A 25,701-nucleotide genomic window follows, 5' to 3' on the forward strand; every position below is an offset into this window, starting at 1 on the left:
ACCATTGGTGCTACCACTGAAAATTATCGACACGTTCGTCCGAGATATAAAACAGCTTGCTTCCGGGCAGAACTTCACGTTCTAGCGAAGGGTTGAGTTCGACACCGTCACCGCTATCAATCGCAATCAATGTGGCTTCGTATTGTTGCTTAAAGGTCGCGAACAATGCCTCGATCGTTGTCTTCGCCGCGTTTTCAGGGTAGGTAACGGAATATTGCGTCATCCCCTGAGTCGTGCTGAGCAGCTCATGGTGAAGCTCGCTGGACCCTGGATCTACCGCTGCTTTTGCCAGCATTTCCACCGCTACCGAAGGAATACATTCGGCATTGGGGCAATGCTGCTTTAGCAACTGGCTGAGGGCCTCGTCGTTAAAGTAGGCCAGCAGGTGGGCATTGGGGTTTTTGCTGGCACAGAACAGCGCTGCCGACAGCGTAATATCATCTTCTGTGTTGTCGATTAGAATACAGCTGGCACCTTCGATTCCTGCCCGCTGCATGCCTTCGTTGTCAGTAAAGCTGGTAACGCGGACAAACTCGACCTCGCCCGGAAGCGGGTTTTCAATTTCAGGGCGAACGCACAGCACAATCGGGCGATTGCCTTTTTCTTCATGCTGCAGCATTTTGATCAGGTGAAGCGTGCGCTGCTCGTTCCAGCCCAGCACTAAGATATGGTTGTTCACTTTGAGACTCCGTTTTCCCAGCAGGCCACTTTTCCAATAGTAAATAAAAACGCTGGCAACACGCCCGACGCATAAGGCAAATAACCCGAGTCCTCCGGGGATCACAAACAGCGAGGCGACCCATTTGCCTATCGTGGTGGTCGGTGACATATCACCGTAGCCGACGGTTGAGGCGGTGACGAAGAGGTAATAGATAAAGTCGGTAAACGACCGGGTAAGATCGTGTTCACCGGCAATCCGTAACAGTATCCAGCTGATTGCACTGTAGCTAAGCAGGGTAACCAGTAGGTTTCGTCCGTTCAGTTGGGTGAGGTTTCGTACCGCCCACCGCTGAAAGAGAATCCATAACGACATGATTACCTCCGCTTGCCTGAGTGCGAACTGTGTGTCAGTAATAAAACCAAAGTAACAGCCTTACTTACCTAAAATACGAGCCAGTTCGTCTTCAGCCGATGTTTTGCCGCCAGAGGTAATGCCGGCATCGGCCAGTTTCTTATCAAGGCTGCTGCCAGATTGCTCTTCTGCCATTTCTGCTGCAGCTTCTAGCTGGGCCGACTTTTCAGCTTGGCGTTGCTTGATACGCTCAAGTGACTCAACGGCCGTATGCATTTTGGCATTGGCACCGACATTAGTAGCCGATACGGCAGACTGCGCTTTTTGCACCGCCTCGTTAGCCTTGACCACATCAACTTGTTGTTCTAGCTGGCGCAGCTTGTCTTTGGCTTGTGCAATGTTGGTACGCATGCTTGTTTCTGATGCGACAAACTGATCCAGATACACTTGCTCGGCATCTTGCTCATTGCGCAGAGCGGCAACTTTCTGGGCGCACTCCAGGGCAAGCTCCTGCTGGCCTTTGTCCATGGCGGCACGCGCGTGGCCTTCGTATTCTTCGATACCGTTATTGATAGCATCGACTTTCTGCTGAGACAGCTTGCGTTTGGCGACAATGCTGACAAGGGCTTCGTCAGAGCGGCGCAGCTCCTGCTTTGCTTCGCGGATTTCCTGATCGAGAATGCGCAGTGCCTGATTGTCTGCAATAGTTTCTGCCGCTTCGTTGGCACCGCCTTTAATGGCAGTAAATAGTTTCTTCCATACACTCATGATGTGCTCTCCGTTAGGTGATCCTGATACAGCTCGATGAAGGCTTCGACATTGCGAAATAGGGTAGCAACTTCAATGAGGATACTTTCGGCTTTTGACTGAGAAGAGAGTGAGCCAAAAGCGACATAGTAGCTTTCGCCGCCAATTTCATTGATACCAATGGTCGAGAGCGGGAACATTTTGTGGGTACGTAAGATCAGATCATTCAAAGCATGAATGTTATTGACCTGCTGGTGCGGGAACAGTAACACCTCTACCAGGATCTGTTCGCCAGCAACGGCAAGGTATGCGTCGATGTTATCTTCATTGCGGATAACAAGTGTTTGGTCATGCTCTTTGACTTCCCAGCCGTCATGCTCAGACAGTATAGGGAGGAGATCGTTTAATTGCCACGTCATTAGTCATACCTTATTTAAAGTGGTCGGGGTAAGAAAAACGTACTCTTATTATGAAGTTAAACTCATGAATTACCATAACTCTTTGGTGAATTTGCTGCTTTTTTTGTGAGCCGATGTGTCGTTTGCCAGATAGGTTTAGCCCTGCAGTCACCAGCTTCCAATCGTTTTCAAGAATTTCCATACCATTATCAATTGTATGAACTGCCTCTATTGGGGAGGGACAAATGTCCTCTCTTTGCGGCTTCTGGAGATTTTATAATCAGCATCTATTGAGCGGATAAATACAAGCCGGACAGAAGATGATAACAACCAATCCGGCTTAATTTGATTATAGGAATCACTCTATGAATGTACTCGTTATCGACGGACATCCAGACCTACAGGCATCAACAGCCAACGCGGCTATTTACAAGCACTATCAGCAGGCTACGGATTGGCTAATTCACAATCTGGCTGTGTATCAGGGTGATATTAAAGAGGAGCAGGCAGCGCTGTTAAGGGCTGATGTGATTGTTGTTCAGTTTCCTTTGTATTGGAGCACTTTTCCCGCAGTACTGAAAAAGTGGATTGATGACGTGTTTACCTATGGCTTTGCCTTTGGTCCCTACGGCAGCAAGCTGAAGGGCAAGAAACTTGTTTTCTCAATAACCGCCGGTGCAACAGCGGACTCCTATAGCGAGAGTGGTTTTAACTTCATGCCGTTTGGCAACTACCAGAAAGCCTTCGAGCATGCGTTCCGTGCCGCAGAAATGGATATTGTCGATACGATTGTGACGTTCGAGCTGAATGCTGATCCCAATGAGGGCGGTGATAAAGCCAAGACACTCGATCTGGCGCAGGCGCATGCCCTGCAAGTTACGAATGCCGTCAACGCGTTAGTAGGGAAATAACAATGATTCAGTCTGTACTAGGTATTATTACGCTGCTGAGCATCGGGTTTATTTTCTCTGAAAACCGTAAAGCCATTAGCTGGCGTGCTGTTGCCGGGGCGTTTGCAATTATTCTGGTAGTTGCTTTCTTTGTGTTGGCGACCGAGATGGGGGCCGGGGTATTACTGTCTATATCTAACGCGGTTGGCAATGTCTTTGGCTATGGCGCAGAGGGGATTCAGTTTGCCTTTGGCAGCCTGGTGAATTTCAGTGTTGATGGCATTGGTTTTGTCTGGGCGCTGCAGGTATTACCGCAAATTATCTTTACCGCCTCGTTGACGTCATTGCTTTATTACCTTGGTATTATGCAGTGGTTCGTTTATATCATTGGCGGCGGGCTGCAAAAGGTACTGGGTACCTCACGTGCGGAATCCATGAATGCTGCCGGTAATATCGTGCTTGGCCAAACGGAAGCTCCTTTGCTGGTGAAACCTTATCACCGTGTTCTGACCCGTTCGCAAATTTTTGCGGTGATGGTCGGCGGCTTGTCATCCATTGCGGGTTCGATTCTGGCGGGACTTGCCGGAATGGGGGTTGAGCTTAACTACCTCATTATGGCGTGTTTCATGTCGGCACCTGCCGGTCTGATGTTTGCCAAGCTGATCATTCCTGAAACAGAAGTCACTATCGATGAGGTACCTGAATTACCTGATGATGAAAAGCCGACCAGTTTCATTGATGCGGTTGCTAAAGGGGCGATTGCCGGGGTAGGCATTGCCGCTATTGTTGGTGCGGTGATCATCTCTTGTATCGGACTTATGGCATTGCTGAATGGTGGCCTGAACGCGATCGGTGAAATGGTCAATATCACCGGGTTGTCGGTCGATATGATCCTCGGCACCTTATTCTCACCTGTTGCCTGGCTGATCGGTATTCCATGGGAAGAGGCATCCATTGCCGGGTCGTTCCTTGGTCAAAAGATTGCAATGAATGAGTTTGTCGCCTTCGCCAATATGGGCAAGATAGTTATGACCGAACGCTCGACGGCCATTATGACGATTGCACTCTGTGGTTTTGCCAACATCGGCTCTGTCGCCATGGTATGTGGTGCACTGAGTAAAATGATCCCGACCAAAGCAGGTGTTATCGGCCAAATAGGTATGAAAGTACTGCTTGCTGCAACATTGGCTAACTTGATGAACGCCACTATCGTGGGTCTGTTTGTATAATTTATAAATCGTATGGCTAGAGGGGGGACTCTCTAGCCATTGAATTTAAGTGTTTTTAATCTTGTTACTAGCTAGAAAATTTCATGATGCCAAGTGCAATCGCGCTCTTGAAATCAACTTTGTTCTGAATAAGGGCACTCAGGGTAGCTTCACTCAGTAACAACACAGACGCTTGGTTTCGCGATGTCGGTGATGAGTGAATATCTACACTGCTATCTGATGTCATCCTGGACCAAAGATGGCTGTCCACCAGATATATATAAGCCACAGACTCAAGCTCATTGTTATGTTGTTTAACCATTAATTTGAGCCACCAGCTCGCACGCCTTAATCCTCGTTGCCCTTCCAGCTCTTCAATCGCCTCCAGACGTCTGTGCTCAAGCGCCTCTTGTGTTGCTATCGCCACATCAAGTGAGCCCGGAAAGCTCTCGGTGAAGGGATTATTGAACTGCCCGTCATAAGAGCAAGCCCGTATAGAGAAACTTGCTCCCAGAGAGGCCAGACTTAATAGTATCAACCAAAATATTGGCTTCATCTGTTTCTCCTATGGAGTAACAATGTTGAACCAGAAGTTGAAGTTATCCAGCATCCCCACAAAATCTTTGAAGGCTTCCTTATCACCTTTCAATTTTATCTTTCCACTGGAAATGGCTTTTTCCAGTGTGATGATACCCAGCTGAATATTGTCTAAGGATTCTTTGGTCAACGTGAGAGTGACATTTGGCTTGTCACTTAATTTCGTTGTGTGGTTGAGAACAGAATTCTCGATATACAGTGTGTATTGCTCTTCAAGGTCGGTAAAATCAATGTTTATAGCATATTGTTTACCGGCTGCTTTTTCAGGAAGCAGTCTTACCGCCAAATAATCAAATAACATTTCGGGGGGCATGTTTTTGATAATATCTGGCGAGGCGGTATTGGTTCCCCCAGCTGACGGGGTACCGTTGCGTAATTCATAGGCTCCCTGTAAATAGACAGAACGCCAAGGGCCAGATTCCGCCTGATAACCAAGTTGCTCATAGGAGTCTGCGAGTAGTGTTTTCCCTTTTTTGCTCTCCGGGTTAGCAAAGACCACATGCTTCATCACTTCGGCTACCCAACGATAGTTTCCGCTTTCGAAGTCCTTCTGAGCTTTCTCAATAGCAGATTCTTCGCCTCCCATATATTCCACGTACTTAGCGGCGGCATCTGCTGGGGGGAGATTATTGAGATCCGAAGGGTTACCGCTGTACCAGCCCATATAGCGCTGGTAAACGGCACGGCTATTATGGCGCAGTGTGCCGTAGTAACCACGGGTACTCCAGTTTTGCTCGATCTCTTGCGGGAACTGAATCATCTCGGAAATCTCTGAGCTAATGTAGCCTTGATTCATCAGCCTAACCGTTTGGTCATGCGTATATTTGTACATATCACGCTGAAGCTTGAAGTAATTGACTATCTCTTCCTGCCCCCACATGGGCCAGTGATGACTCTGGAATTTTACTTCGACTTCATCGCCCCACAGCTCGATAGTTTCGTTTAGATAATAGGACCATTTCAATGCATCACGTACCTGTGCGCCGCGCAGAGTTAATATGTTGTGCATTGTGTTAGTGCTGTTCTCTGCCATCCAGAGCGCTTTTTTCTCTGGAAACCATGTGTTGATTTCAGTCGGCGCCTCGGTGCCCGGCGTATATTGGAACACCATTTTCACACCGTCGATAATATGTTCTTCGCCCGTTTTTTCGATGATCAGGGTGGGTTTTACTAACGTCGCAAGACCGGTTGAAGTGGTTTGCCCGAGCCCGCCGTTAACACTGCCTTGTTCGTTACGAGGAAGCAGCGCGCCATACATAAAAATTGCCCGTCTTCCCATGGCATTACCTGCAATGACATTCTCTGATACCGCGTGCTCAGTGAAACCGTGGGAGGCGATAATTTGAACCTTGCCGGCAGCAACATCAGCCTCATCGACAATTCCACGGACGCCACCGAAGTGGTCTATGTGGCTATGGCTGTAAATAACAGCAGTGACAGGGCGCTCCCCCAGTTCGGCATTGATAAAATCCAAGGCGGCGCGGGCTGTTTCTTGTGAAATAAGAGGGTCGAATACAATCCAGCCTGACTTACCTTCTACAAAGGTGATGTTTGATAAGTCATAACCGCGGATCTGATAAATGCCGTCAGTGACTTTAAACAACCCGTTAATGAGATTGAGTTGTGCGTTTCGCCACAAACTAGGATTGACACTATCGGGGGCCTTGGCGTCCTGAGTGATGTATTTTTTATATTCCTCAAGATCCCAGACCACATTCCCTTGGTCATTTTTAATAGTAACTACGTCCTGTTTGGCAATGAATCCTTTTTGCGCACGTTCAAAGTCTTTCTTGTCCTGAAATGGTAAGGCTTTATATAAAGCTTGGTTCGCCTCAATGGTCGCCTGGGTCGCCGGTTTTGATTCTGAGGCGAGTGCCCCTGCGGTAACACTAACAGCGACCAATGAAACTAATATACATCTCATAGACAACCCTTTAATACGAAGTGGCAATACATTCGTATAAACATAGTTGAGAACCTTGTTCTTTCAATATGTAAGGAGCTTTACGGGTAAAAGGTCAGTCGCATAAATGCGATTTAGAGTGTTTTGCTCATTGATTCGTTCCAAGGACATTATTACTTCAAGCTAAAAGTGTGCTTTGTCTCAATTATTGATTATTTATTGCATCTTGTTTCTTATAAGTTTGAAGCGCGTAAAACAACGCATATGCACTCAATGGTACATTTGTCGGTTATTAAGAGCTTTTTAGGGTTAATTTGCCCGTATTTTAGAAATTATCATTACAATTAGACGAAGATAAGGACGATCATGAAGTACCCCACTGCTTGCACAATGTTATGTATTTCTTTGTTGGCAAGCCAAAGTCATGCTGATACATTTCTTTCTTTTCAACAAACTCCAAATGCAGAGCTCGGCGCTGCATTTAACCCTCATACTCTTGGTGTCTCCAATTTCACTTGTATTGAAGGGGAGGTAGTTAAAACGGGAAATTCCGAGGGGGCCTTTACTATAGCCTCTAACATTCAGGTTGAAAATTGGCTGGATTCGCGACCATCGAACGGAATACCAGATGTATCACTTCCGGTATTAGCTGGTATGAAAGCAAAGAAGCTTCATATTGGTATGAGTGCTGATCGATTTTCTGATACATATAGTATAATTAGTGAACCGAGAACAAAGTCTGCAGTATTAAACTCGAAAAGTGATGGTCGCTATAATATCACTGAGGCTTGTCAGCCGTATATTGGTGATCCTGACCGTCACATAAACCTTGGAACCGAATTTATTCATGAGGTTTATTACGGGGCTCTGTTTATCGCTAGCTTAAAAATAAATTTTTTCGATGAGGAGACTCGTAGAGCCAATGTAAGGTTGAAAGATACGATTCGTATGCATGATTTTAACCTACAGGATGTACCTTCTGAATACTTGAATAAAATAAGCATGACGGTATCTGCGATGCAGTTGGGTGGTGAACCCAGTCAGCTAGATAAATTGATTTCAGAAAAGGGTATGACGTGTTCATTAGAAGAATATACTCGCTGCTTAAACAGCTATCAGGCACTTATAGATTATATCAGTGAGAAGGTACCCAACCAATTTCAAAACCATGAAGATTACGCTGTTATGGGTTACAAAGCAGCGAGTTTTGAATCGGGCTATATTTCGGAGTTGATTTCAGGTCATGCTGATATTCAGACCAGTGATGCGACAAAAGCAATCCATGAAGAATTGACTGATGAGTACCATAAGAATCTAGCAGACAACAGTCGCGCAACAATTTTGCTGACGCAGTTTGCAAATCTGCTGACACCTGCCCAGCAAAACCAGGTTGAAGAAATTATCAAGAGCACTGAACTTAACATGGGTCTTTATCAAGATATATATCAAGGGTGTCTTGCTGAACCTTATGGGGAAGCCTGCACTGAGTATTATCGGAATAACATTGATAAGTTACAGGGCTATGATGGTGAGCGGCTGAGTATGTCCGTTACAAATACAGGAGAAAGCATTACCGGTCGCTACTTTGGACGCTATCAGCTAGGTTTGTTTGGTAAACATAGCATCGATTCAGTCGGCTACTGGTTGTGGGATTTTGATCAACAGCAGGTGGTCTGGGGAGGAACACGTAAATTACCAACGGGGATTAACGCTGTTTCCTTATTGCCAACACCGCTGACGAATAAGGGGGACAGCAATAGCTTTCCGTTAGTGGATAATCAGGATGGGACTTATAGTCTGAGTTATATCAATGCTGATACGACTCAAACGGCGATGTTTAAAGTAGAGCTGTTGGAAAATGGTGGACTTGCAATCACACCTGTAGAGACAAATTATTCTTTGTTGCATCTCCGTTCTACTCTCGGAAAATACGGTATCGATAGTGATGATGATTTGATGCCCGATTTGATTGAACAAGCGTACAGGATGGATATTAACCAACAGGATTCAGATCAAGATGGTTTGTCAGATGAGCAGGAGATTGGCCTTTTGGTAATGCCCAACGACACTGACTTAGACGGTATTCCGGATGTGTTAGAGGCGGGCAGCGATGCTGATAACCGTCATATTCTAGGTGGTATTGGGTTGGCCTCTGGTGAGCAGGTCTCGGTTATTTTAGATGAGTACAGTGATACCTGGCTTTTTGTTGATTCGACTCAACCGTTGGTGCTGGGTGAGGCGGAGCAAATTTCTGCGGGCAATACAGTGCTAGCAGGAATTAGCGCGAAAAATCAGTCTGAGTCTAATGTCATCGATCGTCTGGATATGGTGGTGAGTGGGAAAAAAGTTACCCAAGGTATTGTGAAAGCCACCATTAAATTTAAGGGGCAGGTGCCTGAGGGGCTAACGATTGTCCAGCGCGTCGATAATGGCTCTATAAACCATAAGGTTCTTCCTTGGTCATTCAGTCCAAATCAGCCACATGGCGTTGATGTGCAGATGTCTGCAGGACAAAAACCGGTTGAGCGGATAACGCTGTTACTGGCAAAAGCGAGTACGGATCAGGCAAAGCCTCAAGGTACGACATCTGGCGAGACTGGTGGTAAGGAAGCAGCAGGTAACGCTAGTGGCGGGAGTGTTGGCTCTTGGTTGATGTTGGCCTTAATGCTTGTATTTGGCTGTCGTTTATCCAAGCGTGGCAGCATAGTCCATTAGCAATGTAGGCTAATCTTTGAGTTAGATGTAGAATTATTGCACTCATGCGTTTGCTAATTGATATAAGAAAAATGTCTCAGAACGGGACTGGAAAATAAAAAAAGCCAGGCTATCTAGCCTGGCTTTTTAATCAGTTAAGCAGTAATGCTTAGCCTTTAAGACCTTCGCTGATCAGCAGGTAACCGCGATTACGCTTTGTATCCATTGTTGCCATTGCGTCAAATAGTTGATCGCTGTCGACCCAGACCCAATCCGCTTTGGCATTCGATACATCCATGATCAGGAAAGAGTCCGATGCTTTGTCATAGGCACCAACTGGTGAGTAATGGCCCGATCCTGGCTGGTTAAGTGTTTTACGTGAGTAGTTAACGACAACATACTGGTCTCTGGTTTCCAGGGCATGAACCAGCTCGGCTTTCATCGCCGCCTTGCTGTCCAGATTATCGACGAATACTGTTTTTACTTTTAGATGGTTGGATGTCACCAGATCCGTCATTTGATCTAGCTGTAAGCCGTAATCTGGGCCGGCACCTTCAGAGACAGGCTGTCCCATGATTTGTAGTCGAGTCTTCTCGCTATGACCCAGAACGGTATTTTGAGTATAGCGTTCGTAGAACGGGCTCCAGTCACCTTGAGGGAAGTAAGCCCGGTCTTCTGGTGCAATCGTTGATTCATCCAGCGGGATTTCTGTCACGTTCTGGCGTACGCGGAGTGCGTTCATTATGATGCTGGTGGAGGCAACACCGCAGTAGACTTTGTTATCCTGCGCATCGTAAAAGTTCGCCAGCTTGAAGAAATCTTTCTTGAAGTGAGATTGTTCAAGGCGAGTGATCCCTTCGTCGCTTGACCAGTCGATGACATCGGCGAAGGCTGCTGATGTTGGTACAACTGCCAGAGCAAGGGAAAGTAGGGATGTTTTTAGCATTGTTTTCATAATAAACCTTTTCACACTAAGCGTTGTTTTGCGATTCGGCACAGCATGGTGACTCCGAGAGGAATTATGCTGTCATCAAAATCAAAATCGCAGGTATGGAGGTTGGTGCCCTTTGAACCAATCATAAAAAAGCAGGCACCAATATTGTCGTCTTTCTTGAAAAATGCCATGTCTTCGCCCCCCGGACTGGGCTCGACATTGGTATTGAGGTTTTCTGCCCCGACGGTTTGTTTGGCAACGTCAATGACGCAATCAACTTGTTCAGGGGTATTCACTGTCGCCGGACATAGTACTTCGAACAGTACCTCAGCTTCTGCATCGTAGGCTTCGGCAATTGAGCTGGCGAGCAGCTGCATTTTGCGGCGCAGCGTCTTGCCGACTTCACGCTCGTAGAAGCGAATTGTACCGCCGGCTTCGGCTGATTCAGGTATAGAGTTGAACACCTCACCACTCATGATTTTCGTCACGGCAAGCACGCCCATTTCAGAGCAGGGTACACACTCCGACACAATGGACTGCCATGCCGTGATGATCTTGGCAGAGATAGTGATTGGGTTGATGCATTTATGCGGAACACTGGAGTGGCCGCTGCAGCCTTTCACAATCAGGCGGAACTTTTCACCAGCGCCAGTAATAGGACCGTAGCGCAGCGAGATAGTATTTTCTGGCAACCTTGGCATGTTATGGAAGCCATACACTTCGTCAAAAGGGTACTGCTCGAACAGGCCGTCTTCCATCATGGCCTTGGCACCGGCACCGATTTCTTCGGCTGGCTGGAATAAGAAGATGATGCGGCCTCGGAAATCCCGGTTTTCAGAGAAGTAACGGGCGGTGGCCAGTAACATGGCCATATGACCATCATGACCGCAGGCATGGGCCATTCCCGGATTCTGAGAGGCATATAGCTGGCCTGTTTGATCCTGCATCGGCAGGGCATCCATATCAGCGCGGTAGGCGATGGTTCTTCCTTCACCCAGTGTGCCGTCAATAATGCCTACAATACCGGTTTGGCCGAAGCTGCGATCGATTCTTATGGCCCAGGATTCAAGCTTATTCGCGACATATTGAGATGTGTTGTGAAGTTCAAAACCTACTTCTGGCATGCTGTGCAGCGTATGACGCCATGTGGTAATTTCCTGATGCCATGCATTAACAATTTCAATTGTGTTCATCATCTATTATGTCCGGGTAGTAGCCAGAACCTAGGTCCTGGCCATGTTTACGAGTGGGTTACGCTTTGGTAGTTGCTGGTTCTACGTGTTGCTCTGCTGCACGTTTACGAGCGATAAAGTAAAGCGGTGAAATCAGTACCATGGCCCCCAAACCAACGAGGATCTTGGTCAGGCTCTGGTCGGCTAGCAGCCAGAGACAGATACAGACACCTGCCACAGGGACAATCGGTCCGAATGGTACTTTGAAGTTGTTCTTGGTGCTTTCGTCACCTTTAAAGCGTTGGCGGAACTTGAGAACAGCAATACAGGTAGGGATGTACTGCGCAAATCGGGTGACTACGCTAAGCATCGCCAGAGTTGTGAATGAGCCAGAGAGGGCAATCGGGATAGTTACCAAGCCTGAGGCAATAATAGCCACTGTAGGAATACCTTTGTCGTTCTTGCGACCAAACACGGCTGGGATCATTTTGTCGTCAGCCAGTGGCAGTAACGCACGTGGAATATGGAAAGAAGCGGCAACATTAATACCGGCAATCGAGATGATTGAGCCGATAGTGATCATATAGAAACCCGCATCACCGAACGCCACTTTTGCTGCATCAGCTAACGGGACGGAAGAGTTGGCGATATCAGGGCCTAGGATGCCGACAGAGACAGCCATAACTGCGGCATAGAATACCGTCACTGCGATGATTACGATGATAATGGCAAGAGGAAGATTACGCTTAGGATTATCCATATCTTCCGCGGCAGTGCCGAATGTTTCAAATCCGGTAAAAGCGTAGAAACAAAGGATCAAAGCTGAACCTAGAGTCTCAAATGAAAGTGAATGTTCTGCCGTTTCTGCTGGTGCAGAAGAGATAGTCGGTAGGATGAACTCTGGATTAATAAACCACACGCCACCAACAATTAATAATACTAAAGGTACCATTTTCGCTAATGTGGAAATATTGTTCACCAATTTGGCAGCACCGACACCAGCAAGGTTTAATATTGTTAGTGAGCCGACAATACTAATAATAATTCCGCTACGTAACATTTGGTTTTCTTCAAAACCAAAGGTATTAGCAAGAATATTAGTTAGTGCTACTGCCATTACTCCCCACGCAATACACTGCATCATCCATTTAAGGAAACCGACTTCAAAACCGGCAAAAGGACCAAAGGCTTCCTTGGTATAAACATAGGCTGCGCCATTTTGGCTAAAGTAGCCTGATGCTTCAGCAAAGCAAAATGCGATGGTAGCGACAATGACCGCAGTAATAAGAATAAGGGCAACAGACCAATCACCGGCTAATTGATATAAAGAGCTAGGTAATAAAAATATTCCAGAGCCAATGATAGAGTTAAACCCGAGCAATACTATACTCGCGAGTCCTAGTTTTTGTTTTGTCATCTTTCGACCTACTATTACGTCCAATATAAAAAGTTGGCACGAGGGAACATCCGATAATTCGGATTGGAGTTAAAATGAAATCAAAAATCAAAAATTATAAAAGTGGATTAATGAAGTAATTATTCCCTGGTGCTTATGTTTTAATTCAAAGCGAGAATACGCTTTATATAAGAGAAAAAAATCCTTATTTTTTCACAACAGCCTTGATATATAGAAATGTTTTCTACATTGACACCAGATGCATAAAAATATTTTCAGGTATTGATCTGAGTTATATGCATCTTGTTTATTTGCTTGAAAATGAGTGATCCCGATCAAATAACGGCATATTTTCTAATAGATGCATCCCTAATAACCCTTTTAAAAGTAAGACTTTAGTCACATATTGATAAATTGCTAACAAAGGGCCTGCTAATACTTAGATTTTTGTATGATGAATTTTGTTATAGGTGTAAATAGAAAATTAACAGGTGGGGAAATTATGGTTTTGCGCAGCTAATATTTTATAAAATAGTCACTTTAAATACTGGAATAAAAAAAGCCAGGCTATCAAGCCTGGCTTTGAAATCAGTTAAGCAGTAATGCTTAGCCTAGTAGTTCTTTTGCTGTATCAACAACGTTTTCAACCGTGAAGCCGAACATCTTGAACAGTTCGCCTGCTGGTGCAGATTCGCCGAAGGTAGTCATACCGATGATACGACCGCCGAAGCCAACGTACTTGTACCAGAAGTCTGCAATACCAGCTTCTACAGCGATACGTGCAGTTACGTCTGATGGCAGTACCGCTTCACGGTATGCTGCATCTTGCTTGTCGAACAGGTCAGTTGCTGGCATAGAAACAACGCGAACCTTACGGCCTTCAGCTGTTAGTTGGGCGTATGCTTCTGTTGCTAGTTCTACTTCAGAACCTGTTGCGATCAGAATCAACTCTGGCTTGCCTTCGCAGTCTTTCAGGATGTAGCCACCCTTAGCGATGTCAGCAACCTGTGCCGCTGTACGCTCTTGCTGTGCAAGGTTTTGACGCGAGAAGATCAGTGATGTTGGACCGTCTTTACGTTCGATAGCAAATTTCCAGGCAACGGCTGACTCAACCTGGTCACATGGACGCCATGTGCTCATGTTAGGTGTCAGGCGTAGAGAAGCAACTTGCTCTACAGGCTGGTGCGTAGGACCATCTTCACCCAGACCGATTGAATCGTGAGTGTATACCTGGATGTTCTGAACTTTCATCAGCGCAGCCATACGCATTGCGTTACGTGCGTATTCCATGAACATCAGGAAGGTTGCACCGTATGGTACGAAACCGCCGTGCAGGGCGATGCCGTTCATAATAGCTGTCATACCGAATTCACGTACACCGTAGTGGATGTAGTTACCAGTGAAGTCGTTTGCTTCTAGTGACTTAGAACCAGACCACATAGTCAGGTTAGAAGGCGCAAGGTCAGCAGAGCCGCCCATGAATTCTGGTAGCAGTTTACCAAATGCTTCCAGTGCGTTCTGAGAGGCTTTACGTGATGCAATGTTCGCAGGGTTTGCCTGAAGATCGGCAATGATTGCGTTCGCTTGCTCTTCCCACTGTGCAGGAAGCTCGCCAGATGAACGGCGTTTGAACTCTGCAGCCAGCTCAGGGTGAGCAGCAGCGTATGCTTCGAACTTCGCGTTCCAAGCTGCTTCTTTAGCGGCACCCGCTTCTTTCGCATCCCACTCAGCAGCAACGTCTGCAGGGATTTCGAAAGGACCGTGGTTCCAGCCTAGGAATTCACGAGCTGCAGCGATTTCTTCAGCACCTAGTGGAGCACCGTGACAGTCGTGAGAACCGGCTTTGTTTGGAGAACCGAAACCGATGATAGTTTTGCAGCAGATCAGAGTCGGCTTGCCAGTCTCCGCTTTCGCCGCTTCGATAGCCGCGTTGATTGCTTCTGGATCGTGACCGTCTACTGCTGGAATTACGTGCCAGCCGTATGCTTCGAAACGCTTAGGTGTGTCGTCAGAGAACCAACCTTCAACTTCACCGTCGATAGAGATACCGTTGTCATCCCAGAAAGCAACTAGTTTGCCAAGGCCAAGTGTGCCGGCTAGAGAACATGCTTCGTGAGAGATACCTTCCATCATACAACCGTCACCCAGGAACGAGTAGGTGTAGTGGTCAACGATATCGTGGCCGTCGCGGTTGAACTGGTCAGCCATTGCTTTTTCAGCGATCGCCATACCAACAGCGTTGGTGATGCCCTGACCTAGAGGGCCAGTTGTAGTTTCGATACCCGGTGCATAACCGTATTCTGGGTGACCAGGTGTTTTAGAGTGAAGCTGGCGGAAATTCTTCAGATCATCGATAGATAGATCGTAGCCAGTAAGGTGAAGCAGAGAGTAGATCAGCATTGAACCGTGACCGTTCGACAGGATGAAACGGTCGCGGTCAGCCCACTCTGGGTTTTGTGGGTTGTGGTTCATGTGGCTGCGCCACAATACTTCAGCGATGTCCGCCATACCCATAGGTGCACCTGGGTGGCCTGAGTTTGCCTGCTGTACACCGTCCATGCTCAGTGCACGGATTGCATTTGCTAACACTTTACGTTCCATATTGGTTTCCACTATAGAATTTATTTGAATCAAAAACGTTAAAAAGGAAGAAAGCGGCTTGTCGGCCGCTTTCTTGAATATGTCTAAGGCTTACAGGCGCTCAGCAATCATTGCTTCTAGCTTGCCCTGGTCAACGGCGAAGTTACGGATGCCTTCAGCCAGTTTCTCTACAGCCATTGGATCCTGGTTGTGTTCCCATAGGAACTCAGCGTGACCCATAACGGCAGGACGTTCTTTCAGCTCAGTAGTTGCAACTAGTTTTTGAACAACTTCACCTGTTGCATCTTCCAGGTCTTGTAGTAGCTGTGGGCTGATAGTCAGACGGTCACAACCGGCTAGTTCTAGAATCTCACCAGTGTTACGGAAGCTTGCGCCCATAACAACAGTATTGTAGCCGTGTTCTTTGTAGTAGTTGTAGATGTTAGTTACAGAGATAACACCTGGATCTTCCTGCGCTTCGAAGTCACGACCTTCTTTGGCTTTGTACCAGTCCATGATGCGGCCAACGAAAGGAGAAATCAGGTAAACACCAGCTTCTGCACATGCACGCGCCTGAGCGAAAGAGAATAGCAGAGTCAGGTTACAGTTGATGCCTTCTTTTTCCAGTACTTCAGCAGCACGGATACCTTCCCAAGTAGACGCTAGCTTGATAAGGATACGGTCGTTAGTGATACCGGCATCGTTGTACATTTTGATTAGCTGGCGAGCTTTAGCGATGCTGCCTTCGGTGTCGTAAGAAAGACGAGCGTCAACTTCAGTAGAGATACGGCCAGGAACGACTTTCAGGATTTCTTTACCGATGTTTACTGCAAGCATGTCGCAAGTGTCTTGAACCTGCTGCTCTTTGTCGTCGCTCTGAGCTTTAGCGTAAGCAATTGACGCATCAATAAGAGGAGCATACTCAGCGATCTGTGCAGCTTTCAGGATCAGCGATGGGTTGGTAGTCGCATCTTCAGGCTGATACTTGCTGATAGCCTCAATGTCGCCAGTGTCAGCAACAACAGTTGTTAGCGCGCGCAGTTGTTCCAGTTTAGTGCTCATATCTTTCGACCTTCAAAGTGTTAGGGCTTGTCTTATTGCTAGCTAAAAGTGTAGCCAGAAAAGGTAGTTTTACCTGTAATTAACCCAAATGTTTCAAACCAAAAACACAGCTCGTGAACATATGGATCATCAAAGAACAATTGATGTGATGATAATTAGCTTTTTGCTGTAAATTGTCAATTGTTTAGGAAGGCAAATCGTGCCTGGATCGCATTTTTATAAGATCTTAAGACTGTTTTACGAATTAATTTGCCTGGATACTTGCCTTGTTGGCGTGATACGAATGTTTTATGTGTGAGCATATGATCTGACGTGTGAACTTTTGCTCGCATTTGTAGGGGCAAAAAGCTGTTAGATTCTGCGAAGGAATGGGGCTTATTGCTAATAATCGGTGAGGGAAAGGTGGGCGGAAGGTGACAAGAGCACTGATGCTCTTGTCAGTACAGCATCACAGAAACAGGGAATAGCCAGGTAATGAATGGAGGGCAAAATATTTGCTAATGGCGAGGTGAATAATAAACATCAACCAGCCCATTGCGCCGGTGAAAAAAGCCCATCGCTGCCAGTTGGTTTTCGCCTTAAGAGCAAACGCACCACAAAGGATGTACGCAACCACACTCACCAGCTTGATTGATAACCAGGGGGCGGCGGATGTAAACGGGACAAAGCCGGTGAGGTTGATCAGGGCAAAGCCGCTGGTAAGTAAAAAAGAGTCATTAATATGCGGGATAACCTTCAGCACCCGGTTATTTGCCAAGGGGGAGTGGCGACAGCGCAGGCCGAAGCGCAGAACAAACAAACTGATGCTGAGCATTACGGTAATCAGATGAAACGTTTTTATGGTCAGATACATGATGTGTCCACATGTAATAAACCGCCCAGGCCGACTTTGTTATAAGGCGAGCTGAGCGGTTACAGTTTACAGAAGAGCGGGTGTCATCCATCCCATCTCAATGGACAGCTGAACAAACAGCTGTGGCAGGCTGGTTAGTACGGCACTACCGAGGTAGATCCCCGAGATGGCCAGCAATACCTTAAGCCCTGATAGGATGTGTTTGCTCATCGTGCTAGTGCCTCCGCTTCTTTGCCTGACTTGATTGCACGAACAACTAGCTTGGCGAGGAAAATTCCCAGGAAGATACCGCCAGCGCCAAATAGCATGTCACCAGGCATACGTAGCCAGACCAAGGTCTCAACAAGCGGGCTGTGCAGCACTTCCGGTGAGCGGGCAAACCAGTAGCCGTTCTCGATGACAGCAAAGAACTGAACCAGGCCGACAGGCAGCAGTGACATAGCCAACATGGCAGCCAGGCCAATGTTCAGTGACCAGAAGGCCCATTTCAGCCATTTGTCATCCCAGCCCCGGGTATCACCCGCCAGACCACGCAGGCAGAACAACATCAGACCAATTCCTAGCATGCCGTAGACGCCCATAAATGCACCGTGGGCATGGGTAGCTGTGGTGTTCAAGCCCTGAATAAAGTACAGCGCGACAGGTGGGTTGATGAGAAAGCCAAGTACACCGGCACCGACAAGGTTCCAGAATGCCGTAGCGACAAAGAACATGATTGCCCACTTGTAGCGCGCCATCCACGGCGTGGTATTGCGCATGCGGTAGCTTTCAACAGCCTCGAATCCGATAAGCGCCAGCGGTACGACTTCCAGTGCCGAGAAGATTGAACCCCAGGCAATGACGGATGTCGGCGTACCGGTAAAGTACAAGTGGTGCAGGGTGCCGATCAGGCCGCCAGTTAAGAAGACGACTGTTGCGAACAGTACCGCACTGTTGGCTGTTGCTGCGCGCACCAGACCAAGGCGAACAAACATAAGGGCAATAACTGAGGTCGCAAAGGTTTCAAAGAAGCCTTCAACCCATAGGTGTACCACCCACCAGCGCCAGTACTCAGCAATTGCCAGGTTGGTGTGTTTACCCTGGAACAGGCCAGCACCGTAGAACAGGCCGATCGCCACGCAAGAGGCATACAGTACCCAAATCACAGCACGCATTTCACCTTGCTGCGAAAGCGCCGGGCGAATTGCACGGGTTACCAGTGCCAGCCAGATCAGCAGGCCAGCCAATAGCAGTACTTGCCAGACACGGCCAAGATCGATGTATTCCTGTCCCTGATGTCCTAACAAGTAGCTGGTATCGAGGTCAAAGTACTGCTGAACAGCAAGCCATTCACCAGCCATCGAGCCGAGTACGACAACAACCAGTGCGATCCAGAGGACATTGACACCCAGGCGCTGGAATTTTGGTTCATGGCCTGACAGTGCCGGTGCAATGTACAGTCCTGTTCCCAGCCATGCAGTTGCAATCCAGAATACCGCTAGTTGGGTATGCCAGGTTCGGGTTACCGAGTAAGGGAGGATTTCTGAAAGAGGAATGCCGTAAAAGTCCTGACCTTCGACACCGTAGTGGGCGGTAATGCCGCCGAGGAAAACCTGTAATAGGAATAGACCTACTGCAGTAAAGAAGTACTTACCTACCGCTTTTTGTGAAGCAGTCGGTTTGCCATCAAACAGAGGGTCATATTTTGGTGGTGTTGGCAGTGGCTCATGTTTTAGTGCGGCGTGATACCAGGCCAGTGCGCCAACACCGGCAATCAGAACAACCACACTTAAGATTGACCAGACAATATTACTGGATGTTGGTGTATTGCCTACGACCGGATCATACGGCCAGTTATTGGTGTAGGTATAAGTTTGGTCGACACGCTCTGTGGTGGCAGCCCATGCGCTCCAGAAGAAGAAGGCGGTAAGCTTTTCGCGACGTTCGGCCGTTGAAACCGTACCCTCTTTCATTGCGTAGTCTTCACGCAGTGGCTGATAGGCAGGATCATCGCCAAACAAGCCAATGTAGTGATGCTGCAACATAGAAATCGCGTCAGAACGGCGTGGAGAAATGGTGATGACACCGGTTTCTACGTTGTAGTTGTTAGGGCGTAAGTCATCACGTAGCTCTTGCTCCAGCGCTGCCTGCTGACTGTTCGACAGCTGGGTGAAAGGCTTGTTGAAATCTTCACGCGCTTTGAGCTCCAGCCAGTTGTTCGCCTCGCGGTGCAGCCAGTCTGCTGTCCAGTCTGGAGCGACATATGAGCCGTGTCCCCAGATAGAACCAAGCTGATGCCCGCCCATAGAGCGCCATACCAGTTGGCCCCGCTGAATATCATTTTCCGTAAAAATAACCTCACCGCTTGTGCTCACAACCTTGGTTGGGATTGGCGGTGCCTCGCGGTAAATGTCGCTTCCGATGCTGAGCAAAACTGTAAATGAAGCCAAGCACACAATGAGAAGCGATATGATTGATAACTTTTGTTTAGTCATATCTGATCACTCGAATAGTTGTTTTAGTATCAAGGCTTACTAATCAACTATCGTGCCAAAGTTTAACTTGTTGTATTTAAAGAATTTCATATATTCTTGGTGTCATTATGACACTTATATTTTATTGTCATTTATACATCTGCGTGTCATATTGACATTGTTGGTGTTTAAAAGTCAGTCGCTAATTTTTGCATGGTTAGATCGGTGATGATTTTTGAGCTGAAACAACTCAATAAGTTATAGGTTGTATTGGATCCCTTTATTGAGTTTCTTGTGATTAGTGTCATAGTGACAGTGTATTAAAAGCCTGAATAATATCAGCGGAGAGAACTGCCATGGTTTTGCCAACACGCGACTTTACCCATATCGCCTTGGATATGACGACCAGTATTTCTAATCAGGACCGCTTTCAGCGCTTGCTTAATACTATTCGCCAAACCCTGAATTGCGATGCATCGGCACTGTTGGCTTTTCGTGGTCAGCAATTTACGCCTCTGGCTATCGATGGTCTGGTTCCAGATGTGCTGGGACGGCGTTTTACGATTAGCGAACACCCGAGGCTCGAAGCCATAGCGCGAGCCGGAGACATTGTCAGGTTTCCTGCCGATAGCGAGCTTCCGGATCCGTTTGATGGGCTAATCCCCAACCATGAGGATGAACTTAAAGTTCATGCCTGTATTGGATTGCCGCTGTTGGCGGATGACAACTTAATCGGCGCCCTGACCATAGACAGCTTTGACACCTCTTCGTTTGCGGAGTTTAGCGATCAGGACCTGCGTACTATCAGTGCGCTGGCTGCGGTGTCGCTCAATAATGCCCTGATGATGGAGCAGCTGGAAAAAGTGGCAACAGAGAGCCCGGCGCAGTTTTCGTCAATTAAAATCAGTGATAGTGACAATGTTGAGATGGTTGGCCAGTCGGTGCCTATGCTTGCCCTTAAGAGCGAAATCGATGTTGTTGCCAAGTCGGATTTGAATGTCTTGGTGCTGGGCGAGACAGGTGTCGGTAAAGAGCTGGTGGCCAAGGATATTCATCGCAAGTCTGGTCGAGCGGAGCAGCCTCTTGTTTACCTTAACTGTGCTGCCTTACCTGAGTCAGTGGCCGAAAGTGAACTGTTTGGCCATGTTAAAGGGGCCTTTACCGGGGCAATCAGCAACCGGAGCGGAAAGTTTGAAATTGCCAATGACGGGACGCTTTTCCTCGATGAAATCGGTGAACTGCCATTGGCGCTTCAGGCCAAGCTACTGCGGGTACTGCAATATGGCGATTTGCAGCGGATTGGTGACGATCGCAGCCTGAAAGTCAATGTCCGTATCATTGCTGCCACCAATAAGGATCTTAAGCAGGAAGTGGTGGAAGGGCGGTTCCGTGCCGATCTCTATCATCGTTTAAGTGTCTTTCCTCTCCATGTGGCCCCGCTGCGAGAACGTGGTGATGATATAGCCTTGCTTGCCGGGTACTTTATCGAAAAGTGCCGGGCAAAATTAGGGATACAGACCCTCCGTCTTAGCCAGACTAGTCTGACAATACTTTCCCAATATGGCTGGCCAGGTAATATTCGCGAGCTGGAGCACTGTATCCACCGCGCGGCTATTCTGGCACGTTCTGAATATGGTGCTGAATCACCACAGATTCATCCTCATCACTTTAATTTTGACAGCGCTGATCAAGATGGTTTTGGCCCAGAGGCCTCTAGGCAGGGGATTGCGATAGCTCGATCTGCCCGGGGTGCTGTTCAGCCATTAATGCCTGTGTTTAGCGGTGACAGCCTGCGTGATGCGACTGAGTTATTTCAGGCGCAGTATATTCGCCAGGCACTGGAGGCGAACGATAACAACTGGGCAGCGACCGCAAGGCAGCTTGGCATCGACAGCGGTAACCTGCATCGACTGGCTAAGCGGCTGGGCTTGAAATAGCAGCTGTTGAAATAGAAGCGATTGAAATACCAGTGGTTGAAATCGCGGTGGTTCTAATCGCAGTAGTACAAAAAGCTCCCGGAAGGTAATGACCCACCGGGAGCGTAATTGGTTAATAACGGGTTACTCTATAGTGTTACCCCGATTGACAGAACCACACAGTTAAGTACGACAAAGAAAGCAACTAACGGGGCAATGAACTTCAGCCAGGTGATATAAGGAATACGTGCTATCGCTAATCCACCCATTAGTACACCATAGGTTGGCGTAATAAACAGGATAGTGCCTATTCCGCTCATAAATGCGGTTACCACTAGCTCGCGGCCTGTATTGGCAAAATCGCCCAGTGGCGCCAGGATAGGCATGCTCATTACTGCCAGACCTGAGGTTGAAGGAACGATGAAAGAGAGCAGCATCTCAATCCAATAAACGGTGTTAATGAACAAGACCGAGCTTTTGCCTGCCACTATCCCTTCAGCAAAGTTAAGAATGGTGTCAGTGATGTTACCGGCTTCCATGACCACAACAATTCCGCGGGCGACACCGACAATTAATGCCACCCCAATCAGGTCGGCAGCGCCGGCCACGAATGAGTTGATCAGATCGTCTTCTTTCAGGCGACCGACAATCCCGCACAGAATACCCATAAAGATAAATAGCGTGGCCATTTCAGCCATCCACCAACCGAGTACAGAGACACCGTAGATCATGATGCTGAAAGTCAGGATAAACAGGATCAGCACGCCTTTCTGTGAGGTGGTTAGAACCGGCAGATTGTCAGTGGCATCTTTGTCACCCAGAAAGTGCGCTTCATGATCGTGACGCAGGTGGGCAAGCAGGGAAGCGTCCGGGTTGTTCTGGATCTTTCTGGCATAGCGCATTACATAGCCACAGCCGACGATAAGGGCAACGGCAAGAATGACAAACCGCAATTCAACCCCGCTGAGGAAATCGACACTGGCGGCGTTAGAGGCAATGACAGTACCAAACGGGTTAATGGTTGAACCCAGCGTGCCGACACCAGTGCCGACAAAGATAACGGCTACGGCAACCAGGGGATCAAAGCGGGCAGTCATAAAGATTGGGATAAGCAGGCCATAAAAGGCCAGTGATTCCTCAGCCATACCGTAGGATGTCCCACCAAGTGCAAATAGGGTCATCAAGATAGGGATCATGTATATTTCCCGTCCTTTCAGGCGAACCATGATCCTGGCAATGCCTGTGTCAATGGCGCCTGTCTTGGTAACTATACCGAGGAAACCGCCGACCATCAGGACGAAAAGGCTGACATCGATGGCACCGATGACGCCGCTTACCGGATCATAAAAGCCGGAGATGGGAGCCATAAGGGTATCAAAAAAACCTTGCGGCGAAGACTCAATGACATGATATGAGCCTGGCAGAGGCACTTCCCTGCCGAGCTGTTCATTCATTTCTCGGGTGTATTTACCAGCTGGCAATATATAGGTCAGCATGGCAAAGAAGGAAATTAAAAAGAATAGGATCGTAAAGGTGTTAGGGAACTTCTTAATTCTTAACATGGTGCATCCTTAGCGCGATGTTGAGTTGGTATTTGCATTCATATTTTTGGTTTTAGATAAAGCGTTTGGTGATGTATTCGGAGGTCATGCACTGCAAGACGCCGCCGTAGGACAAATCGAAATCGACTAAGCTACCGATTTGGTAGTCGGGTTCGCAGTCATTGATATCGAGAATGAGGTGATCGCTGCTACCGCCAATGACGATGATGTTTGGGTCTTTCGGGGAGATCTGGCTGATATCGACATCTTGTTTTCCGATTGCGCAAATTGCACGTCTACGCAGCCCGCGGTCAATAAAATCAGGTTTGTTGCCAAAAGCATCAAGGGCGGTGGAGCTGGTCGGGACTGAGGGTTTGACTTTGATCTCGACAATTTCCGCTGTGAGATCAAAGGTATCTTGGCGGGTGTCGGGGATCGGATCATCGTTCAGCCCAATTCCCATCAGAAGTGAAGCCCCGAGTCTTAGCTGGTTGATGCCTTGTGGCAGTTCACCGCTGAGCATCAAAGGCAATCCGGCAGAGCTTGCTCCGGAGATATACTTAAGCGTGATGCCAAATGTCACTTCTATCTGTCTGGCGATCGCAATCAGCGTGTTTTGATTGTCGGAGGTGGGCTCTACACCACCGTAGCAGGCGAGGTTGCTACCGAGGCCGACAAGCTCGATCCCCGGTAGTGACACGGCCTTGCGAGCAAGGGCAAGGGTTTCTTCTTCGTAGAACCCACCTTCCCGGAGGTCGCCTAGGTCATGCATCAGAATAACTTGATGGGTTTTATGCTGCTTGAGGGCTTCGGCTGACAGGGCGTTTAAGGTTGCCATCTCGGAGTTCAGAGAGATATCGGCATATTTGACGACCTCGCTGATTTCACTAAGAGCTGGCAGTCTCAACAGTAGCGTTTGGGTATCGAGATGACGGATTTTTCTTAAATTCCGAATGCGAGAATCAGCAAGAAGTTGAATGCCGCCATTTAAGATAGCCTGCCCGACATCTGGAGTGGCGCAGGCTAGCTTGGTAACACCGGCAGGCGATACGCCCTGGGCTCGGCACGCTGACACCATTTGTTGGGTATTTTGGGTGATCGTATCTAAATGGATATTAATACACGGGTAAGTGCTCATAGTTTTACCTCTGGGTAATATTGTTCTTTTGGAACATTGAGCGCTTTTTAGTGATGAAGATAAATAATGGGTTTTCTATGGTTACTTTGTATGAATTCGATGTAAGAATAAAAAGTCACATTCACGGAATAAATTGCTTTATTCCGTGAAGAAACTGTAATGAGATTTGATTGTATTAAATCGAGAAATGAAGCGACGGCTTTTTATTTTGGTGGGCACTGGAAATCGCATGCATTAATTCAGTTGCGGCTAATGAAAGTTCCTTGGATTCCAGGGTGGTTAAATGGAATTCAGCAATGTATTCAAGAGACGGGGCATTGACTCTGACCATCTCTCCACGTTGCTCCCAAATCGAAGCATAGTGATCCGGCAGGTAGCCGACAAAATTTCCGGATAATACCAGATGGGCTGTTGCTTCCATATTGGTGCTGCTGGCGAGGTGAAGCAAGTTTTTAGTATTGCTGAGCGGAGTGATCTTGTGGGATACCCCTCGCTCCACAATTGGTGTATCAAGCAGATCTTCAGTCGTGATCTCTCGTGGAATCGAGAGAACCGGATGGTCCGGTGCGCAATACAGGCACTGTTTTTCACCAAATAAATAGATATATGTAAGACCGTCTTTGGGGACCTCTGAGGAGGTGATCCCTAGCTCGGCCTTTCCATCAAGCACCATCATTTCAATTTGGTACGAGTCGCAGATTTCCGTATCGATTGTCACCTTTGGGTGGTCTTTGCAAAAGTGTTTGATAGCCTGCTGGATTTTACATTGCGGGTTGGTAGCAAGGTTATCAGTCAGTGCGAGTTTGATATGACCATGGGAGACATTTCTGATGCTATCGAGTTGATCTTCAAAGCTGGCAATATCACTAAATAACGTTTGGCAAAGCTGATAGACCTTGTTGCCATCATGAGTCAGGCGGAACCCTCTTCGTCCCCGGTGGCACAATGTCATACCAAGCCGGGTTTCCAGATCGTTCATGCGAGTACTAATTGTCGATTGGTGCATGTTTAATTTAAATTGCGCAGCTGAAAAGCCACCAGAATCAACAATGGTCACAAATAAGTGGAGTAGCTTTAAATCAAAGTCGTATATTTTTCGCATCTCAGTATCTCTTTTTTGGTTTGATTTTATTCTTTATTGGGATGGCGTTCTGAGATGTATCGCTAATTACAGGCTTGAATGCTTGGCTGGGAGTGATTGATAAGA

The 25,701-nt window shown here is 47.5% G+C and carries 20 protein-coding genes; 4 read left to right on the forward strand and 16 right to left on the reverse strand.

All coding sequences use genetic code 11. The features are described from left to right. Positions 1-10: 10 nt before the first annotated feature. The 3 genes from L4D19_RS04835 to L4D19_RS04845 are packed head-to-tail and all read right to left on the reverse strand — an operon-like array spanning position 11 to position 2,178. A complete protein-coding gene (locus L4D19_RS04835; protein WP_428451474.1) occupies positions 11-1,033 on the reverse strand; it encodes a potassium channel family protein in 1,023 nt (340 codons plus the stop codon). Between the two features lie 60 nt (positions 1,034-1,093). Further along, a complete protein-coding gene (locus L4D19_RS04840) occupies positions 1,094-1,780 on the reverse strand; it encodes a PspA/IM30 family protein (protein ID WP_428451475.1) in 687 nt (228 codons plus the stop codon). Next, positions 1,777-2,178 (reverse strand): DUF2170 family protein, encoded by a 402-nt coding sequence (locus tag L4D19_RS04845; protein ID WP_428451476.1) that lies wholly within the window; start codon positions 2,176-2,178, stop codon positions 1,777-1,779. Before L4D19_RS04845 ends, L4D19_RS04840 begins: the two co-directional genes overlap by 4 nt. A 344-nt stretch (positions 2,179-2,522) precedes the next feature. Here L4D19_RS04845 and L4D19_RS04850 point away from each other — a divergent pair, with 344 nt between their 5' ends. Next, entirely contained in the window at positions 2,523-3,068 is a 546-nt protein-coding gene (locus L4D19_RS04850; RefSeq protein ID WP_075762649.1) for an NAD(P)H-dependent oxidoreductase, read from the forward strand. Between the two features lie 2 nt (positions 3,069-3,070). Further along, positions 3,071-4,276, forward strand: a complete 1,206-nt coding sequence (locus L4D19_RS04855; RefSeq protein ID WP_083651739.1) for a NupC/NupG family nucleoside CNT transporter — start codon at positions 3,071-3,073, stop codon at positions 4,274-4,276. Between the two features lie 67 nt (positions 4,277-4,343). Here the strand turns inward: L4D19_RS04855 and L4D19_RS04860 are convergent, their stop codons facing one another. Next, positions 4,344-4,811, reverse strand: coding sequence for a hypothetical protein (locus tag L4D19_RS04860; protein ID WP_428451477.1), 468 nt, complete (start codon positions 4,809-4,811; stop codon positions 4,344-4,346). Positions 4,812-4,820: 9 nt separating this feature from the next. Beyond that, complete coding sequence (locus L4D19_RS04865; RefSeq protein WP_428451478.1) at positions 4,821-6,776, reverse strand: alkyl/aryl-sulfatase; 1,956 nt, start codon at positions 6,774-6,776, stop codon at positions 4,821-4,823. A 345-nt stretch (positions 6,777-7,121) separates the two neighbouring features. Between L4D19_RS04865 and L4D19_RS04870 the strand changes: the two genes are divergently transcribed. Next, positions 7,122-9,470, forward strand: a complete 2,349-nt coding sequence (locus L4D19_RS04870; protein WP_428451479.1) for a hypothetical protein — start codon at positions 7,122-7,124, stop codon at positions 9,468-9,470. Positions 9,471-9,618: 148 nt separating this feature from the next. On the opposite strand, the gene L4D19_RS04875 is transcribed toward L4D19_RS04870, so the two are convergent. The 8 genes from L4D19_RS04875 to L4D19_RS04910 form a co-directional block, all read right to left on the reverse strand. Then, complete coding sequence (locus tag L4D19_RS04875) at positions 9,619-10,404, reverse strand: phytochelatin synthase family protein (protein ID WP_428451480.1); 786 nt, start codon at positions 10,402-10,404, stop codon at positions 9,619-9,621. A gap of 11 nt (positions 10,405-10,415) precedes the next feature. Further along, the gene (locus L4D19_RS04880; RefSeq protein WP_428451481.1) at positions 10,416-11,579 is read right to left on the reverse strand and encodes a M20 metallopeptidase family protein; all 1,164 of its coding nucleotides are present in this window, start codon (positions 11,577-11,579) and stop codon (positions 10,416-10,418) included. 55 nt (positions 11,580-11,634) lie between these two features. Next, entirely contained in the window at positions 11,635-12,972 is a 1,338-nt protein-coding gene (locus L4D19_RS04885; protein WP_160648822.1) for an APC family permease, read from the reverse strand. Positions 12,973-13,557: 585 nt separating this feature from the next. Continuing rightward, complete coding sequence (gene tkt / locus L4D19_RS04890; RefSeq protein WP_428451482.1) at positions 13,558-15,552, reverse strand: transketolase; 1,995 nt, start codon at positions 15,550-15,552, stop codon at positions 13,558-13,560. 90 nt (positions 15,553-15,642) lie between these two features. Further along, positions 15,643-16,593 (reverse strand): transaldolase, encoded by a 951-nt coding sequence (tal, locus tag L4D19_RS04895; protein ID WP_428451483.1) that lies wholly within the window; start codon positions 16,591-16,593, stop codon positions 15,643-15,645. Positions 16,594-17,041: 448 nt separating this feature from the next. Next, positions 17,042-17,446, reverse strand: coding sequence for a SirB2 family protein (locus tag L4D19_RS04900; protein ID WP_428451484.1), 405 nt, complete (start codon positions 17,444-17,446; stop codon positions 17,042-17,044). A 66-nt stretch (positions 17,447-17,512) separates the two neighbouring features. Then, positions 17,513-17,656 (reverse strand): hypothetical protein, encoded by a 144-nt coding sequence (locus tag L4D19_RS04905; RefSeq protein WP_428451485.1) that lies wholly within the window; start codon positions 17,654-17,656, stop codon positions 17,513-17,515. Further along, entirely contained in the window at positions 17,653-19,920 is a 2,268-nt protein-coding gene (locus tag L4D19_RS04910) for a nitric-oxide reductase large subunit (protein ID WP_428451486.1), read from the reverse strand. The genes L4D19_RS04905 and L4D19_RS04910 overlap by 4 nt, the downstream gene beginning before the upstream one ends. Before the next feature lie 335 nt (positions 19,921-20,255). Here L4D19_RS04910 and norR point away from each other — a divergent pair, with 335 nt between their 5' ends. Then, positions 20,256-21,836, forward strand: a complete 1,581-nt coding sequence (gene norR / locus L4D19_RS04915; RefSeq protein WP_428451487.1) for a nitric oxide reductase transcriptional regulator NorR — start codon at positions 20,256-20,258, stop codon at positions 21,834-21,836. 128 nt (positions 21,837-21,964) lie between these two features. On the opposite strand, the gene L4D19_RS04920 is transcribed toward norR, so the two are convergent. The 3 genes from L4D19_RS04920 to L4D19_RS04930 form a co-directional block, all read right to left on the reverse strand. After that, positions 21,965-23,377, reverse strand: coding sequence for a YfcC family protein (locus L4D19_RS04920; RefSeq protein ID WP_428451488.1), 1,413 nt, complete (start codon positions 23,375-23,377; stop codon positions 21,965-21,967). 52 nt (positions 23,378-23,429) lie between these two features. Next, a complete protein-coding gene (locus L4D19_RS04925; protein ID WP_428451489.1) occupies positions 23,430-24,494 on the reverse strand; it encodes an alanine/ornithine racemase family PLP-dependent enzyme in 1,065 nt (354 codons plus the stop codon). A gap of 175 nt (positions 24,495-24,669) precedes the next feature. Beyond that, on the reverse strand, positions 24,670-25,596 hold the full coding sequence (locus L4D19_RS04930) for a LysR family transcriptional regulator (RefSeq protein ID WP_428451490.1): 927 nt from the start codon (positions 25,594-25,596) through the stop codon (positions 24,670-24,672). Positions 25,597-25,701 lie beyond the last annotated feature (105 nt).

This window comes from Photobacterium kasasachensis (assembly GCF_050336885.1).
Lineage (GTDB): Bacteria > Pseudomonadota > Gammaproteobacteria > Enterobacterales > Vibrionaceae > Photobacterium > Photobacterium kasasachensis.